Genomic DNA, 16,406 nt, shown 5'->3' with positions numbered 1-16,406 from the left:
GCGGAAGGGATACGATCATATGACCCGCAAGCCCGACTATCCCTCGGCCGACTCCGACAAATGGGCCGCGGTCGATGCGTATTTCTCGCAATTGCTCGCACCTGCGGACGATGCGTTGCGCGCGGCCCTGACCGAAAACGAAGCGGCGGGATTGCCCGCGCATGACGTTTCGCCTCTCCAGGGTCGGATGCTTGCCCTGTTCGCGCATATGGCGCGCGCGCGGCGCATATTGGAAATCGGAACCCTGGGTGGCTACAGCACGATCTGGCTGGCCCGGTCGCTGCTCCCTGGCAGCCAGATCGTCACGATCGAGCGGGACGAAGCGCATGCTGCGGTCGCACGACGCAATATCGATCGCGCGGGTCTTTCGGCGCTTGTCGATCTGCGCACAGGCAAAGCGCTCGATGTGCTGCCCACCTTGTCGGGGCCTTTCGATCTGATCTTCATCGACGCCGACAAGCCCAACAATCCCCAATATATTCGCTGGGCACTTGCGCTGTCGCGCGTCGGAACGGTCATCATCGGCGATAATATCGTTCGTGGCGGAGGCGTGCTGGATCCGTATAGCGATGACAGCAATGTGCAGGGTGTTCGTAGCTTTCTGGAAATACTGGCGGCCGAACCACGCGTGGAAGCAACCGCGATCCAGACCGTAGGCGAAAAGGGCTGGGACGGTTTTGCGCTGGCGGTGGTTCGCGCCGAGAAGCGATCGGAGGAGATTCGTCATGATCGCACGATCCTTTTCCGTCGCGAAGAGGACGGCTTGATCTATCGCTTCGCGCCGGCCGGGATGATCGAGGGCAGGCCGATCTGGCGCCGGACCGATCGCGATCTCCGCCTGCAATGGAGCCGGCCGATGGGATGGCATGTGACGGATAAGGCCGGAGCAATGCTGAGCCGTCCCTGGGAGGTCGAGAAGGAGCGGCAGGCCGGCCTTCCGCCTGAAGGCATCTGGGTAAGCCGCAAGGGCGCAAAATCCTATGTCTACAACCTGGCCTGGGAAGATTGACTCAGGACATCATGCTTTCATTCTTGGGGGCTTCCAGCCGGATGGGATTCGCGATCGCCAGCAACTTTCTTGATGCCGGCTCGAGCGTGACGATCGGTTCGCGTTGCCACTGCCCTTTGCCCGACCCTCCTGCCGAAGGCGGTGCGACATTCATTGTGGTCGATCGCGAACATCCTGGCGAACAGGCCCGAATCCCCATCTGAGTTCCATTACCGAACCGCACATGCGGCTGCGGGCATTGTACGGCACGACCTCCAGCGGGATCGCGTCGCTCCCGCTGGCGACATGCGCGGCGGATCCGGATTGCGGGCGGCGGCCACGACCTTGACCGGCCGCTGTCAGCGCGCGCGCAACAGAGGCGCCGACGACCGGGGCGGTCCAAGGTCAGCCATGTCTCAACCTCCGTTTAATAGTGAATGGCGCGCGGGCTGCCGCCGCCTGCCGCTATGGCGTCGCCATTGATCGCGACGCTGCGCGGAGAGGCGAGGAAGGTGACGACCGCGGCGACTTCCTCCGCCTCGACGATACGGCCGATCAGCGACTGGCCGAACAGGGCCTTCTCCGCCACGTCCAGGGTGGTGCCGTCCACGGCAGCCTTTTGGGCCACGGCATTGGCGGTTTTCTCCGTCCGGGTCGCGCCGGGATGGACCACGGTTACGTTGACGCCCTTTGGCCCCAGTTCGTCGGCCAGATTTTTGGTCAGCGCGGCGATCGCCACATTGCGGGTCGATCCGGGGATCGTGCCTGACTGTCGTGCGGCCAGGCCGCTGATGTTGATGATCCGGCCCCAGCCATTGGCCACCAGATGCGGCGCTGCGGCCCGCGCGACCCGCAGATAGCCGACCAGTTTGGTATTGAGTTCGTCCAGCAGATAATCGGATGCGACGCCAGCGACGCCAGGCACTTCCGGTCGCGCGCCGGGCTGCGCGGCATTGTTTATGACGATGTCCAGGCCGCCCAGCTTTTCGACCGCCGCGGCGACGAGCGCGTCGACCTGCGCGTCGTCGCGCGTATCGGCGACGAAGGCATGAAGTTCGCCGCCGGTCTGCGCCGACAGCTCTTGGGCCGCGTTGCTTGCCGCCGCTTCATTCCGGGAAGACAGCAGGACACGGACGCCTTCTTGCGCGAGTGCAAGGGCGATCGCCTTGCCGATCCCTCGGCTGCCGCCAGTCACCAGAGCGCGCTTGCCTGCAAGTTGCAAATCCATGGCATATCCTTTCATCTATCTTGCGATAGCCCTGAATAGGCTTCCCCGAGGGCGAACAGCTATTGCGAGTTCGAAACTATAGATGATCTCTTCTCAGCATGGATCAGGGCATTTAGCCGCCGTGACGAGTGAACTGGTCAGATCGCAAGAGCATTGCTGCTGGATGTGTGTGGTGCGGATCATGGTCGCAATGCCGCAGGCGACCGACATTATCTCTTCTCATCAATGATGGCCGGGAACTCGTTGGTGGCTTTCGCATCCGCCGAGAATGAAAGCATGACGCGCCATAAGATCCCCTTTCCGCACACTCCTTTCATCAGAATGGGAAGACCGTCATATTGAAATAGCGAGAGCCATCTATCGCGGATACTCATTGGAGAAGCGGGGCGGACTGGCATAGGCGGTGCACTAAGTCTATATTCAGCCGCTGAAAGGCATGCGCAGTCTGTGCAATCATGATCGTGGCGACCAATGGGAACAGAGTGCATGTCCCTGACGAACCCTGGCAAAGTGAGAGGGCTCAATCATCTCACCTTGGCGGTCGTTGACATAGGGCGCTCGATTGCCTTCTACCGCGACCTTCTGGGATTCAGCCTCCGTGCCCAATGGGATGAAGGGGCGTATGTTGAGGCCGGAACGCTTTGGCTATGCCTCTCACTGGATGCGAGCCGCGCTGGCCCCCAACCGGATTACACGCATATCGCGCTCGATGTGGAAGAAAACGAATTCGCTGCTTTAAGCGAGAGAATTTCCAACGAGGCGGTGATCTGGAAGTCCAATCGCAGCGAAGGAAACTCCCTCTATTTTCTCGATCCAGACGGCCACAAGCTGGAACTGCACGTCGGCTCCTTGGAATCGCGTCTCGCACATTATGAAGCCCATCCCGTGCCAGGACGGACGATCTATTAGAAGCGGCTATCACAGCGCTATGGCATGGATATAGTGCTCATCTTCATCGGGTCTGGCTCGCCAATCCGAATCAGGATGAGTCGCCGTCCGCCGTCGTGCGTTGCGGCCGTCATCGAGTTTCATTGCCAAACGGACCGATCTGATCCAACGCCAGCGTGTCAATGGCGTCTTGGGCGGCGTCGATAACGGCGCGACGGCATCAGGGCGATACGCACCAGCAGCGCCCTTTTTCCGCCGACCTCGTGCATCCCCTCGATTTCCGTTAAGAGGTCGACATGCCCCGAAGGCGGACGACCGTCGATCCCGGCGCCGCCCCTGTCACCTGATGTCCGGCTCAGAATGGCTCGACCCATGGCCGCAGCTCGACCTCCCAACTCCAGGCGCTGCGATGCTGCGCCAGGACGGCCAGATAGGCGTCGGCGATCGCATCGGGGTCGAGCGTGCTGTCCGGTGCGCCGGTCGGATCGGGGCGGCCCGCACTGCGCACGCCGCCATCGATGACGAAATGCGCAACATGAATACCCTTGGGCGCCAGTTCCCGCGCCGCGCTCTGCGCCAGTCCGCGCAGTCCAAATTTGCCGATCGCAAAGCCCGAAGAATTGGCGAACCCCTTGACGCTGGCCGTTGCGCCGGTCAGCAGGATCGCGCCATGCCCAAGCGGCACGAGCCGCCTTGCCGCCTGCTGCAACACCAGGAAGCCGCCATAGGCGGAAACCTCGATGGCGTGGCGGACCTGGCCGGGGTCTATATCGGTGACGGGTCCGCGGACGCGGCCCGCTGCATTGAACAGGACGACCTCCGGAATGCCGATGCTTCTGTCGACATCATCGAACAGCGCTGCGACAGAAGCGGCATCTGTTGCATCGACGGCGAATGCGGCACCGCCGATCTCCTGGGCGAGGCTGCTCAGCCGCTCCGAATTGCGCGCCGCGACCGCCACCCTCGCGCCTGCGGCCGACAAGGCCCGCGCCACCGACGTGCCGATGCCAGGACCTGTGCCTACGACGAGCGCGGTCTTGTAGGGAATTTGCACCATGAGTTGTTCTCCGCTTATGGGGGGACTTTATGGGGAGCCGGAAAGATGTGGCTCCGCTCACTGCTTCACGACAGACGGCCGATGCCGCCGGCTAGTGGAATTTCTCGACGGCTGACGACCGCGACACCGCCATGTCAGTTGTCAGGCCCAGGCGGATTGCGGAGCGCGGGCCACGGGAAAGAAACGATTGGCCGGCCGCGGAAGGCCCAGATGATCGCGCAACGTCGTTCCTTCATAATCCTTGCGGAACAGGCCACGGCGCTGAAGTTCCGGTATGACCTTGGCGGTGAAGGCCTCCAATCCCGCCGGAACGAACGGGAACATCAGGTTAAATCCGTCCGATCCGCGTTCCTCCAGCCAAGCCTCCATCTCATCCGCGATGGTCTGCGCGGTTCCCACGAAAGCGAGGCCCGCAAAGCTGCCTGCGCGCGCCGCCAGCTCGCGGATCGTAAGATTGCCGGCGCGCGCCAACGCAACCAGGCGTTCGCGGCCGGACCTGCTCCCATTGCTTTCCGGGATTTCAGGCAAGGGGCCATCCGGATCGAAGCCCGACACGTCAAAATCGAGCATGGCGGAAAGCGACCGGATTCCGCTGTCGTAATGGACCAGGCCATCGAGCCGTGCGCGAATGGCTCGGGCTTCCTCGATGCTCTCGCCCACAATCACGAATGCGGCAGGCAGTATCTTGAGATGATCGGGATTGCGTCCGATCGCCGTCATGCGCCCCTTGACGTCCGCATAAAAGCGTTTGCCCTCTTCCAGGCTCCCGGCCGCACCGAAGATGACCTCGGCGGTTTCCGCCGCCAGTTGACGCCCGGCTTCCGAAGCGCCCGCCTGGACGATCACCGGCCAACCCTGAACGGGCCGGGCGATATTCAAGGGCCCTCGCACTGAAAGATGCGGCCCGCGATGATCGAGGACATGGAGCTTCTCCGGGTCGAAAAATATGCCGCTCTCAACGTCGCGGACAAAGGCATCGTCAGCCCAGCTGTCCCATAATCCGGTCACGACATCATGGAATTCGCGGGCTCGCGCATAGCGCCTGGCATGGGCCAGATGCTCTTCATTGCCAAAATTATGCGACGTTTCCGGATTGCCCGTCGTCACGATGTTCCAGCCCGCTCGCCCCTCGCTCAGATGATCGAGGGAGGCAAAACGACGGGCGACGTGAAAGGGCGCATCATAGGTGGTCGACGCCGTCGCGATAAGGCCGATGCGCTTGGTGACCATCGCCAGGGCTGACAGGAGCGTGAAAGGCTCGAACGAGGTGACGGTGTGGCTGCGCTTCAACGCATCGTTCGGCATGTTCAGGACGGCGAGATGATCGGCCATGAAGAAGGCGTCGAACTTCGCCGCTTCCAGCGTGCCGATCAAACGCTTGATATGCGCAAGATTGAAATTGGCGTCCGGCCAGGCGCCGGGATAGCGCCACGCCCCTGTGTGGATCGAGATCGGGCGCATGAAGGCGCCCAGATGAAGGCGTCGTCCTGTCGTCATCGGCGGATTGCTCCGTCCCAGCCATGGCGCTCGGCCATGGCGCAGGAAAGCCAGGAGACCGGCGGCGCGAGTTCGCGCGGAACGCGCAGGGATGCCGGCGCGCCTCTGCGGCCCTCTTTCCGAAGTTGGTCCGTGCTGCTCATCCTGTCCTCCTGGCCCAGATAGAGGGTGCCATCGCACGGATCGGCTTTCGCTCATCCGCGCGGCGATCCAGCATAGGCGCTCTGGGATGGGCTGACGAATTGGACTTTCTCAGCTATTTATGACCTGCTGGAAAGGCGAGAGATGGAAAAGGCCGCACCGCTTCATCCCATCGCCTTTCGAGCGGGCGCCGGACCTTCGTGACGCACGGCGTGACGGCACCCGTATCCCTATGGTGGCGATGGCCTTGAAGCCGCAATGGCTGTCATCTCGATGAGGCTCTTATGCCGGGAACCGCTTTAGCGACTCTCGATCATCTATTTGGCATCGTCATGCCTCAGACGCCGCAACGGAAGTTAAACTGGTCCTCATCTCTGAGGACTCCATTTCATGCTCCATAGGTTCGACCGGCGATCCCTCCTGCTTCTTCCTGGCGGCGCTGCGATCTCGGCCTGCGCCGGCGAGGGCGCTGGGGCCGCAGACAAGCTGTCCGTCGGCGACCGGCGCGAGGGCTCGCGCGTCGTGCTTCAGGGCGCAAACAGGCTGCAAAAGCTCGCGCTCGATATATTGCGCGGCACGCAGCAGCGGGCGGACCGCTTTCCGGTGAAGATCGACGAGACGCCGATCGCCCCGCAGCAGGCGACGGCCGACCGCTATTTCCGCGCAGGCGTCCTCGATCGCAGGCTGGATGTGCGCCCCTTGTTCGACGCCGGCTTTTCATGACCCGCTATTCCGCCGCCCATTGGGGCGTATATGAGGTCTCGCCGGGCGACAGGGATGCGGCGCCGCGATTGGCGCCGCTCGGCAGCGATCCCGATCCCAATCCGATCGGCCTCGACCAGTTGGAGGAGGGCATGGCCCGGCTGCGCGTCCTCCGCCCCGCCATCCGCAAGGGATGGCTGGAAAAGCGGGCGCGAGAGGGGCGCGGCGAGGAAGCCTTTGTCGAAGTGCCTTGGGACGAAGCGCTCGACATCGTCGCGGCGGAGATTGCGCGGGTGCGCCGCGACCACGGCAATGAGGCGATATTCGGCGGTTCCTATGGCTGGGCCAGCGCCGGCCGCTTTCACCATGCGCAGAGCCAGCTCCACCGCTTCTACAATATGCTGGGCGGCTATGTGCGCAGCGTCGACAGCTACAGCCTGGGCGCCGGGCGCGTGCTGATGCCGCACATCGCCGCCAGCATGGACGAGAGCAACGCATCCCATACGAGCTGGGACGTGCTGGAGGCGCATTGCGAACTGTTCGTGAGCTTCGGAGGGGTGCCGCTCAAGAATACGCGGGTGTCGTCGAGCGGCGCGGGGCGGCATCGCGCGCGGGACGGCCTGCGGCGGCTGCGGGAGGCGGGCGCGCGCATCGTCAATATCGGGCCGGTCGGCGACAATCTGGGCGATGGGGATGCGGAGGAATGGATAGCGGTCCGGCCCAACACCGACGCGGCGATGATGCTGGCGCTCGCCTGGGTGGTGTTGCACGATCCGCTGTTCGACCGTTCGTTCCTCGACAGCCATACGGTCGGCTTCGACCGTTTCCGCGCCTATCTGACCGGGGAGGCGGATGGCACGCCCAAGACCCCCGCCTGGGCGGCCGCGATCACGGGCGTGCCCGCCGGCCGCATCGCCGCTCTGGGACAGGACCTGCTGCGGCATCGCACGATGCTCAATTGCGCATGGGCGCTTCAGCGCGCCGCTCATGGCGAACAACCCTTCTGGGCGCTGGTCACGCTGGCCGCCATGGTGGGGCAGATCGGCTTGCCGGGCGGCGGATACGGCCTGGGCTATGGCGCGATGAACGTCATGGGCAGCGCGCATCCGCGCTTGCCCGGTCCCGTCTTTCCGCAAGGGACCAACGGCGTCTCCGCCTTCATCCCCTGCGCGCGGATCGCGGACATGCTGCTGCATCCGGGCGAGCGCTTCACCTATAATGGCGGCGTTCACCGCTATCCCGACATCCGCCTTGTCCACTGGGCGGGCGGCAATCCCTTTCACCATCACCAGGATCTGAACCGGCTGCGGCAGGCCTGGGCGCGACCCGAAACGATCATCGTGCAGGAACCATATTGGACGCCGGTCGCGCGGCAGGCGGACATCGTGCTGCCGGCCACCATATCGCTGGAACGGGACGATATCGGCTTCGCCACCCGCGAGGGATTTTTCGTCGCCATGCGGCAGGCGGTGCCGCCACAGGGCGAAGCGCGCGACGATCACGCCATCTTCGCCGCGCTGGCCGGGCGGCTGGGTGTCGGGGCTGCTTTCACCGAAGGGCTGGACATGATGGGCTGGCTAAGGCGCATCTATGCTGAAAGCGCGGGGAAGATCGCCGCCACCGGCATCAACCTGCCCGATTTCGACCATTTCTGGGAGGAAGGGATCATCGACCTTTCCGCCCATGACAAACCCCATGTCATGCATGCGGATTTCCGCCGCGATCCGCTGGCCCATCCGCTGGCCACGCCTTCGGGGAAGATCGAGATCTACTCGGAAAAGATCGCCGGGTTCGGGCTGGATGATTGTCCGGGCCACGCGGTCTGGCGGGAGCCCTTCGAGTGGCTGGGGCATGAGAAGGCCGCGCGCTATCCGCTCCATCTGCTCTCCGACCAGCCGGAGCGGCGGCTGCACAGCCAGCTCGACGCCAGTGCCTATAGCCGGGCGGGCAAGGTCGCCGGGCGCGAGCCGGTCTATCTCAATCCCGTCGACGCCGCCGCAAGAGGCATTGCGGATGGCGCTGTCGTGGAACTGTTCAACGATCGCGGCCGCTGCCTTGCAGGCGCAATCCTGAGCGATGCGATCATGCCGGGTGTGGCGCGGCTGGCGACCGGTGCATGGTTCGATCCGGGTCCGGGGCTGGAGCGGCACGGCAATCCCAATGTGCTGACGCTCGATCGCGGCGCTTCGGGCCTGTCGCAGGGCTGCGTCGCCCAGACCTGCCTGATCGAGGCGCGGCTGTTCGAGGGCGCGCCGCCGCGCGTCGCCATATTCGATCCCCCTCAGGTCCTGCCGCGCAACGTCAGTCCATAAAGGCGCGGCTCCTGACAAGCTTCCGATAGAGCTGTTGGCGCTGCTGAAGTGACTGATGTCGCCACGCTACGCAATCCGCCTCACATTTCTCGGATGTCCACAGCTGGAAAGCGATTGGCCCTTTCCTCGCCCAATCGCAATATTTTAATATATCATAATAAATATTACTCAATAATAGATTTGGATTTCTAAACAATAAATCATGGTTAAAGTAAATCTTTCTTCTTGCCGTCCCCTTGAATCGTTAAGTCCGGTTCAGAAAAGAATCGAAATAAGACATGAGAGATTCTTTTGAACATGACTCATATATCTATTTCTAATGTTAATAAGGGGGTTGGGAATGAATATAGCAATTAAAAAGAAGCGGAGCTGGGCCGGCAAGGAGCATGTCCGGAAATCTGCTTTCTCCGCACTGGCGCTCTCCACCATGCTGGTCTCGACCGCGGCATGGGCACAAGATGCCCTCACCGCAGCGGCGCCCGATGCGGAGGCGGGCGGGGTCGTCGACAATATTGTCATTACCGCCACCCGCAAGGAATCGAGGATTCAGTCGACGCCCGTGGCGGTCAGCGTTATCGGTGAGGCGTTCCGCGGGAACCAGAATGTCGTCACCACGCGCGATCTGGCCGGGCAGATTCCAGGCCTCTACACGCCGCCCTCGGGCATCACTCCGCTGACCAATACCTTCTTCATTCGCGGCATCGGCAATAGTGATCCGATCTTCGATCCGACGGTCGGAGTTTATATCGACGATGTTTACCTGCCGCGCGCCATCAATGGCATGTCAGACCTTACCGATGTCGAGCGGCTGGAGATCCTGCGCGGTCCTCAGGGCACGCTGTTCGGCGCCAATTCAGCCGGCGGGGCGATCCGCTACGTCACACGCACGCCCGGCGATAAATTCGACCTGCGCGCCGATGCCGGCTATGGCAACTACAATACGATCAACGCGCATGGCTATGTGGCGGGCCCGATCGTGCCCGGCGTGCTGGCGGCCAGCATCGCGGTCGCCCATGACGAGCATGACGGCTATACTTGGAACCCCTCGCAGCAGCGGCACGTCAACAATCAGGACACGACCGGCGGCCGCGTCAAGCTGGTCTTCACGCCGGGTGCTGCGCTGAAGATCACCCTGTCGGCCGACGGGACCATCGATCATTCGCAGGCCGCGCAATATGTGGCGACGACCTACAATCCCACGAATCCGGCATTGTCAGGCCTTGGCGCGATCACGGGCGGCACCTTCTACAGCCCGACCTCGCTCGCGCCCTACAAGGCGAATGTCAGCTATGCCGGGCGACCGGGGATAAACCGATCGCATTCGGGCGGCGTGACCGGCCGCATCGACTATGATCTCGACGAGCATCTTTCGCTGCATTCGATCACCGCGCTGCGGGGCTTCGACCAGGACCCGGTAAACTACAATAATGACGGTCAGAACCGGCTGCCCTATAATGCGGCCCAGCCCCGGCGCATCGACATTTCGGACAATTACATCACCTACAAGCAGAAGTCCTTCACTCAGGAGCTTCAGTTGCAGGGCAACTGGAACCGGTTCGATTTCACGGGTGGTCTCTACTATCTGTTCGAAAATTTCCGAAGCAACCGGATCGGCTATGTGACCGGACTGCCGCAATCGGACACGGCGCTGCCCGCCGCGCCCTTCGATCAGATCGGCAAGACCGTAACGCATAATTATTCAGCCTATCTCCAGGCCAATTACCGCCTGACCGACCGGCTGACGCTGACCGCCGGCGGCCGCTATATCAGCATCCGGCGCGCGTTCGATTTTCAGGGCGTCAACTATGACCTAGACGGCCATCCGATCGATCCGACGCTCTATCCGCAGGTGAAGACAGGCGGCGCGATCCCCGCGCTCGGCGTCACTGTCGCCGCGACGCAGGTAAATTTCGACAATAGCGGCGTGCTCAACAAGAAGACCTGGCATGCGTTCACGCCGAAGGCAGGCATTTCCTACCAGGCAACGCCGACGATCTTCCTGTTCGCCAACTATGCCAAGGGTTTCGACGCGGGCGGCTTCAACAACCGCGCGCTTAACCTTGCCACCGCGCTGCCCTATGAACCCGAAACCGTCAATGCGTTCGAGGTCGGCTTCAAGACCGACTGGTTCGATCGCCGGCTGAGGGTCAACGCGACGGGTTTCTATAACGACTATAAGGATCTGCAGACAGCGGTGTCGGCGTTCAGTCCGATCTCCGGCACCTATGTCAGCACGCGCGGCAATGCGCCGTCAGCGCACACGCAGGGCTTCGAACTGGAAACCTCGGCAGAGCCGACCAACAATCTGTCGCTGGCTTTCAATGTCACCTATCTGACAACCGAATATGACGATTATTCGGCGCCGGCGCTGGGCACCGTTCCCGCCTATAACTATACGGGCAAGCAATTTCCCGGCCAGCCGAAATGGCAATATTTCGCGTCCGCCGACTATTCGATCCCGATTGAGGGGCTGGGCGCGATCAAGTTCGGCGGCAGCGTCAACTGGCAGACCGGCTATTTCTCCGACCAGCTCAACAATCCCCAATATCGGATCGGTTCGAAGCATTTCCTAAATGCCTTCATCGGTTTCCAGACCGCTGACAAGCGGTGGGATTTCACGCTGACGGCGCGCAACATCGGCGATGAATTTTATTATTCCACGCTCACGCCGATCGGCACGGCCATCAAGGCCGGGCCCTATGCGGGCACCTTGCTGCTGCAAGGCGCACAGAACCCGCCGCGCACCATCTTCTTCAAGGTCGGCTTCAAATATTGATCCTTTCCGCCCGCGGCCACAAGCGGCTCTTGCGTGGCCGCGGGCGACCTGCGCTCCTCATGATCCCTCAGTCCCCGCCATGAAAGAAACATTCCTGTCGGGGCCGGGCGCACATGGCGATCAAGCTGGGATAGGCCATGTTCGAGACTCGGGTGATACACCCCCCGACGCGCGTTACCCTCCATGAGGCGGCGCGCGCGCTTTTGCGTGAGGACGATCCGATGGATTTCCTGGCGATCATGACGGCTGGAACTTGATCTGCGGAAGAGCTATATCGGGCTTATGGCAAAGCAGAGCAAAATGGCTTCGGCGAGCATGCGCGACGGAAAGACCGGGATTATCATCGGGCCTGCGGGCTCGAAGCGCACGCGGACGGTCACCACCAAACTGGGTAATGTGACCGTCAGTGCCCAGAAGCCGTCGGCCGCGCTCGTCAAGGATAATGTCAAGCGCAGCTCCCAGGCGTTGGAGCGTGCCGCGGCCCGTATCGTGCGGGGCGGGGTGGCTATTCCTCAGCGCAAGAATGTGCCGCTCTATTCGGTTGATGAAGATAATCCCAAGATCGTCATCCGCAAGCTCAACGGACAGGTGAGTCGCGGCCAGCTTGTCGACGGCAAGTTTCAAGAATTTGCGTGACGGCGCTCAAGGGCGCGGTAGACCAGATACTTTCCGCACAGGTCAGGACCGACAAGCCGCTCGCGATCATTCTGGCCGGTCATAACGGGTCGGGCAAATCGACGATGTGGCGCAAGATTCTTGCGCAAAAGCTCCAGCTGCCGCTGCTGAACGCGGATCGCATGATGCTTTCGATTCTGCCGGAAGCCCAGGGGGACGGATCGCTTGTGGACTGGGCGCAGGAATTGCGCGACACAAACCTCGGCTGGATGCAGGTGGCGCAAAATGGCGTGAAGGCGTTCGCCGCGCATGCCATGGCCGCGAAGGTGCCATTCGCAACCGAAACCGTCTTCAGCCATTGGGAAGAGCGGCCTGACGGCACGGTCGCCTCGAAACTCGACACGATAACCGATCTTCAGGCGGCGGGTTATTTCGTCCTGCTGTTTTTCGTCGGTCTTTCGAACGCCGATCTGTCCATATTGCGCGTCAGCCAGCGCGTGCTTGAACATGGCCACGGCGTCGACACCGGCAAACTCGTCTCGCGGTTTCCCAGGACGCAGAAGGCTATATCGCACGCGCTGGGCGTGGCCGACGCCTCCATATTGACGGACAACAGCCGTGACGAAAAGCGGGCCTTCACGGTGTGCCGGGTCCAGCTTGGCGGCGAAGCGCTTTATGACCTGCGGGATGGCGCGGACAAGGTCCCACTGGCCATCACCGAGTGGCTCGACGTCGTGAGCCCGCTCGCCTGATGAAGGGGCAGTTGATCGGGAACGGCTGTTGATATTTGCATGCGAATAGTTGGGACAGGCAGGTCAAAGCCTGCCGCATTCGCAACCCGTCCGTGTCTACGCGCAAATGGGCTATGGCGGCGACTTCGGTTCAGCAGACTGAATTCGAGGAAAATGTCCCACCGATCGCCGCCTGAACCTCAGCGCGGCCGGACCTTGCGGTCCGGTCGCGCTGAGGCCGGTACTGTCCGCCGGCGCTGCGGTCAGTCGACGAAGATGGCCTGGAACACGATCTTGTCGTCCCGCACGATGAAGGCGTCCTTGCCCGAGACCTGCTGGGGCTGCCCCTTGAACTGGACCCAATGCAGGATGACGCTGTCCGGGCCGGCCGGTTCGATGGTCGTTTCCATCGCCTTGATGCCGGGATGATGATCCTTGTCGGTCAGCGTCGTGAAGACGCGCCGCGCCTGCGCCTGACCCGAATAGATGCCCGGCCCCTTGGCCGGCGCCTGATCCGCGACCAGCCCCTGGGGAGTCACGACGACGGTGTCCGCGGAATAATCGTCCATGATCGGCTGCAGCTTGCCGGCTTTCATGCTCTCGACATGACGGGCGACCACTTCGGCGGGTGTGGCGGCTTGGGCGGCCCCGGCCAGGCAGAGACTGAGGAGGGTGGCGAAGGGGAGGCGGAAGTCCATGATGGCGGGGCCTTTCTCAAGCATTTTCGGGGGGAAGGGTGGGTTGCGGGCCGGTCATCCCTCATAGGGGATGCCCGCTTCATGATCGCGGATGATCTGCCTTACGGCGTCGGGCTTCACGGGCAGCTTGTTCTGATTGGCCTGGAGCCAGGCGAAGAAGTCCGCCTCGATCGCGTCGGTCCAGCGGGTGTCGATCTGGCCGGCGGTATATCTGCCTTCGCGCAGGCGCATATGGCCGAACATGTCGCGCAGCCGCGTATTCTCCGACAGCTTCACCACCTTTTCGGCCAGTTGCGGCGGGATGAACAGCACGCCGCCGTCCCGGCCCAGCACGACATCGCCGGGCATGGCCGTCGCCTTGCCGATGCGGATCGGACCGTTGATGCCTACCATCGTCGAATTGAGCCGCGCGCCCGTCGCCATGGCGCCGAAATGATGCGACGGATCGTAGGAGCGGACGAAGGAAACGAAATTCGGCAGTTCCCTGAGGCCGTTGATGTCGCGCACCGCGCCGTCATAGACGACGCCGTTGCCGCTGCGGGCGTAGATGGCGTTGCCGACATTGTCGCCGATCGATGGGCCGTCCTGCTTCAGTCCGAAATGGTCGCTGACATAGACGTCGCCCTTTTGCAGCATGTCGACCGGCCAGGCGTTCATGGCGCCCTTGCGTCCGTCGTCGGCGCCCTGCTTTTCCAGTACGGTCTGGATGTCCGGGCGGCCGGGCAGCCATTGGGAGGTCAGCGCCCGACCGACCAGCACCTTGTCGGGGAAGATGGACAGCCAGCCATCCTCATATTGATGGTTGAAGCCGGCGCTGCGCAGCGTCGCCCAGGCTTCCTCCAGAGTGACTTCCCGCATCCGTTCCAGAATGTCTTCGGGCACCTTGGGCCGTCCGTCCGGAAAGCGTTCGCCGGTCCAGGCCGGCGTATGGCGGATCACCTGTTCGCGCGTGAAGAAGCCGTCCTCGGCCAGCGCGTGCTGCGGCAGCAGCATGGCTGCGAAGGCGAGGGCGGCGCCCTTCAGCCGCCGGTCGAATCCCATGGCTCGGTATCTCCCCATCCTGTGCGTGGCGCAGCGCCGATCCGCGCGGCGGCCGGTCGGACCTTCCATTCTAGAATTCCGGCGGCATCTGGTCGTTCGCGCCGCCGCGCGGCACCTCGACCCCTGCGGCCCACAGTATTCCATTCACCAGGAACCGGCGTTGCTGCGGATAGAGGTGCATGTTGTCATGGAAGTCGTTGCCGCCCCACACGACCGAACGTCCGCCGTCGGGCCGCTCATAGGCCCAGGCGACCGGACCGCCGGTGCCATTGGCCGCCTGTGACGGCCGGGCGGTGAGCAACGGGGTGCGGCGGGGGTTGTCGGGCAGGAAATAGCGCGCATACATCTCCTCCCGCGGCGTCCAGGGCTTGACCCCGCGCAGGATCGGATGCTTGCCGGGGATCGGCCTGATCGCCCATGTGTCGACGGGATTGTGCGAGACATAGGGAATCCAGACGCCGCCCAGCCAATCGTTCAGATAGAGGCGGCCTGCCCGGTTATCGACGAACATCGTATAATGATAGACGACCAGCCCCGTCTTCCTGCGCTTCAGAAGCGCGTCGAAATCCTTGAGCGCGGCACTGGTCTCGGCATTATAGCCCAGACCGTCCGTTTCGGTATATTGCTGGAAGATCGCGCCGGTTTCGCGCTTCAGCCAGTCGCCATTGCCGTCGATCACGATGGCGTCGGCCGCCTCCAGCATTGCCAGATCCCGCGGCTTTTCTCCGACGACGACCTGCGTCTTCACCTCCCGCGCCGCGCCGGAATGTTCGAGCAGCCAGGCCAGTTCGCGCAGATCCTTCTCATATTCATGGCGGCCGGGCGCGCCATGCTGCTTCGGTCCCGCGAACAGCAGGATGCGCACGGGCGGCAAGGGCGCCGTTCCGGCCGGCATCGGCAAGAGGAAAGCGACCGCCATCGCCGCCAGCGCCGCACCCACCGGGCGCGGGGCACGGGAATGGCTTCGCTTCCTGCCCGGCGGAGCAGCCATATTGCGGACCTTGCGGGCCCAGCTTGTGAACGTCCCTTTCAACTCATCCTCACCAGCAAAGATTCGTATCGCGACTCTCTCGGTCGATCATATCCTATATGATCTGCCACAAAGTGATGGACATACCAAGACCCCGCCGCATATTTCCTGCGATCATATCTTGGAGTCGTTCTGGGAGTTGGTGCACGCGCAAGCCGCCACTGGCCGCGACAGAGCAGATCATGCCGCTTCCACAGGGTTATCTCGCGCCTGATCGCCGTCAGTCGGAACGGACCATGGCTGCTCGCGATTTGGAAGGGTCCGCTTGGCGACCCTTACCGGGGAGGGGCAAGCCCCACGACGGGAAGCTCGACGAAAACGCCTTCATCCTCGATCGTCACCGGATAAGTGGCCAGTCGGCCGACGGCTGCGCCCGACAATGCTTTTCCACTGGGGATGTCGAACCGCGCGCCATGGACGGGGCAGATGAAGTCCTTGCCGAACTGCCGGCCCCCGTCTAGCGGGACCTTCATATGGCTGCACTGGTTGATGATGGCGTATAATGTGCCCTTGACGTTGCAGACGAGGAAGGAGAGCGCCCCCTCCTTGAAGCAGCGATAGCGCCCGGTCGGAATCTCCGCCCGGTCGCACAGGCGGACGCGCACGGTTTCGCCCGCTTCATCCTGCCTTGATTGCGGAACGCCGAAATAGCTCACAGGCGAAGGTCCGGTCCATGGCCGGCCCGATCCGGGCCGGCATATT

At 62.7% G+C, this 16,406-nt stretch carries 16 protein-coding genes; 8 read left to right on the top strand and 8 right to left on the bottom strand.

Annotated elements, in window-relative coordinates:
* The first annotated feature begins 19 nt into the window (after nucleotides 1-19).
* Together A0J57_RS04275 and A0J57_RS26815 are read left to right on the top strand one after the other, a co-directional pair.
* Nucleotides 20-1,009, top strand: coding sequence for an O-methyltransferase (locus tag A0J57_RS04275; RefSeq protein WP_082718582.1), 990 nt, complete (start codon nucleotides 20-22; stop codon nucleotides 1,007-1,009).
* Nucleotides 1,006-1,212 carry a hypothetical protein gene (locus tag A0J57_RS26815; protein ID WP_153023161.1) on the top strand — a complete coding sequence of 69 codons (207 nt, stop codon included), beginning with the start codon at nucleotides 1,006-1,008 and terminating at the stop codon, nucleotides 1,210-1,212. The genes A0J57_RS04275 and A0J57_RS26815 overlap by 4 nt, the downstream gene beginning before the upstream one ends.
* A gap of 203 nt (nucleotides 1,213-1,415) precedes the next feature.
* Here A0J57_RS26815 and A0J57_RS04270 read toward each other — a convergent pair whose 3' ends face one another.
* Nucleotides 1,416-2,216: an SDR family NAD(P)-dependent oxidoreductase gene (locus A0J57_RS04270; RefSeq protein WP_061934082.1), complete on the bottom strand. Its 801-nt coding sequence runs from the start codon at nucleotides 2,214-2,216 to the stop codon at nucleotides 1,416-1,418.
* A 486-nt stretch (nucleotides 2,217-2,702) separates the two neighbouring features.
* Between A0J57_RS04270 and A0J57_RS04265 the strand changes: the two genes are divergently transcribed.
* Nucleotides 2,703-3,125, top strand: a complete 423-nt coding sequence (locus A0J57_RS04265; RefSeq protein ID WP_061934080.1) for a fosfomycin resistance glutathione transferase — start codon at nucleotides 2,703-2,705, stop codon at nucleotides 3,123-3,125.
* A gap of 334 nt (nucleotides 3,126-3,459) precedes the next feature.
* Here A0J57_RS04265 and A0J57_RS04260 read toward each other — a convergent pair whose 3' ends face one another.
* The 3 genes from A0J57_RS04260 to A0J57_RS26310 all read right to left on the bottom strand — a co-directional run bounded on the left by A0J57_RS04260 (nucleotide 3,460) and on the right by A0J57_RS26310 (nucleotide 5,801).
* Nucleotides 3,460-4,161: an SDR family oxidoreductase gene (locus A0J57_RS04260; protein WP_061934078.1), complete on the bottom strand. Its 702-nt coding sequence runs from the start codon at nucleotides 4,159-4,161 to the stop codon at nucleotides 3,460-3,462.
* Nucleotides 4,162-4,302: 141 nt separating this feature from the next.
* On the bottom strand, nucleotides 4,303-5,658 hold the full coding sequence (locus tag A0J57_RS04255) for an LLM class flavin-dependent oxidoreductase (protein ID WP_061934076.1): 1,356 nt from the start codon (nucleotides 5,656-5,658) through the stop codon (nucleotides 4,303-4,305).
* Nucleotides 5,655-5,801, bottom strand: coding sequence for a hypothetical protein (locus A0J57_RS26310; protein ID WP_158298501.1), 147 nt, complete (start codon nucleotides 5,799-5,801; stop codon nucleotides 5,655-5,657). Before A0J57_RS26310 ends, A0J57_RS04255 begins: the two co-directional genes overlap by 4 nt.
* Before the next feature lie 388 nt (nucleotides 5,802-6,189).
* On the opposite strand from A0J57_RS26310, the gene A0J57_RS04250 reads away from it, so the two are divergent.
* From A0J57_RS04250 to A0J57_RS04230, 5 genes are all read left to right on the top strand, one after another.
* Nucleotides 6,190-6,522: a hypothetical protein gene (locus tag A0J57_RS04250; protein ID WP_061934073.1), complete on the top strand. Its 333-nt coding sequence runs from the start codon at nucleotides 6,190-6,192 to the stop codon at nucleotides 6,520-6,522.
* The gene (locus tag A0J57_RS04245) at nucleotides 6,519-8,813 is read left to right on the top strand and encodes a molybdopterin-dependent oxidoreductase (protein WP_061934072.1); all 2,295 of its coding nucleotides are present in this window, start codon (nucleotides 6,519-6,521) and stop codon (nucleotides 8,811-8,813) included. The genes A0J57_RS04250 and A0J57_RS04245 overlap by 4 nt, the downstream gene beginning before the upstream one ends.
* Nucleotides 8,814-9,153: 340 nt before the next feature.
* Nucleotides 9,154-11,589, top strand: coding sequence for a TonB-dependent receptor (locus A0J57_RS04240; RefSeq protein WP_235600781.1), 2,436 nt, complete (start codon nucleotides 9,154-9,156; stop codon nucleotides 11,587-11,589).
* A gap of 300 nt (nucleotides 11,590-11,889) precedes the next feature.
* The gene (locus tag A0J57_RS04235) at nucleotides 11,890-12,225 is read left to right on the top strand and encodes a hypothetical protein (protein ID WP_226870094.1); all 336 of its coding nucleotides are present in this window, start codon (nucleotides 11,890-11,892) and stop codon (nucleotides 12,223-12,225) included.
* Nucleotides 12,222-12,956: a zeta toxin family protein gene (locus tag A0J57_RS04230; RefSeq protein ID WP_025546897.1), complete on the top strand. Its 735-nt coding sequence runs from the start codon at nucleotides 12,222-12,224 to the stop codon at nucleotides 12,954-12,956. Before A0J57_RS04235 ends, A0J57_RS04230 begins: the two co-directional genes overlap by 4 nt.
* 242 nt (nucleotides 12,957-13,198) lie before the next feature.
* On the opposite strand, the gene A0J57_RS04225 is transcribed toward A0J57_RS04230, so the two are convergent.
* The 4 genes from A0J57_RS04225 to A0J57_RS04210 form a co-directional block, all read right to left on the bottom strand.
* The gene (locus A0J57_RS04225) at nucleotides 13,199-13,633 is read right to left on the bottom strand and encodes a hypothetical protein (protein ID WP_044662922.1); all 435 of its coding nucleotides are present in this window, start codon (nucleotides 13,631-13,633) and stop codon (nucleotides 13,199-13,201) included.
* A 54-nt stretch (nucleotides 13,634-13,687) separates the two neighbouring features.
* The gene (locus A0J57_RS04220) at nucleotides 13,688-14,674 is read right to left on the bottom strand and encodes an RraA family protein (RefSeq protein ID WP_061934070.1); all 987 of its coding nucleotides are present in this window, start codon (nucleotides 14,672-14,674) and stop codon (nucleotides 13,688-13,690) included.
* A 70-nt stretch (nucleotides 14,675-14,744) separates the two neighbouring features.
* The gene (locus A0J57_RS04215; RefSeq protein WP_235600780.1) at nucleotides 14,745-15,707 is read right to left on the bottom strand and encodes a ThuA domain-containing protein; all 963 of its coding nucleotides are present in this window, start codon (nucleotides 15,705-15,707) and stop codon (nucleotides 14,745-14,747) included.
* 272 nt (nucleotides 15,708-15,979) lie between these two features.
* Nucleotides 15,980-16,360, bottom strand: a complete 381-nt coding sequence (locus tag A0J57_RS04210; RefSeq protein WP_061934067.1) for a Rieske (2Fe-2S) protein — start codon at nucleotides 16,358-16,360, stop codon at nucleotides 15,980-15,982.
* Between the last annotated feature and the right edge of the window lie 46 nt (nucleotides 16,361-16,406).

It is taken from the genome of Sphingobium sp. 22B, assembly GCF_001580035.1.
GTDB classification, from domain to species: domain Bacteria; phylum Pseudomonadota; class Alphaproteobacteria; order Sphingomonadales; family Sphingomonadaceae; genus Sphingobium; species Sphingobium fuliginis.
This window is presented reverse-complemented; position numbering and strand designations above follow the sequence as displayed.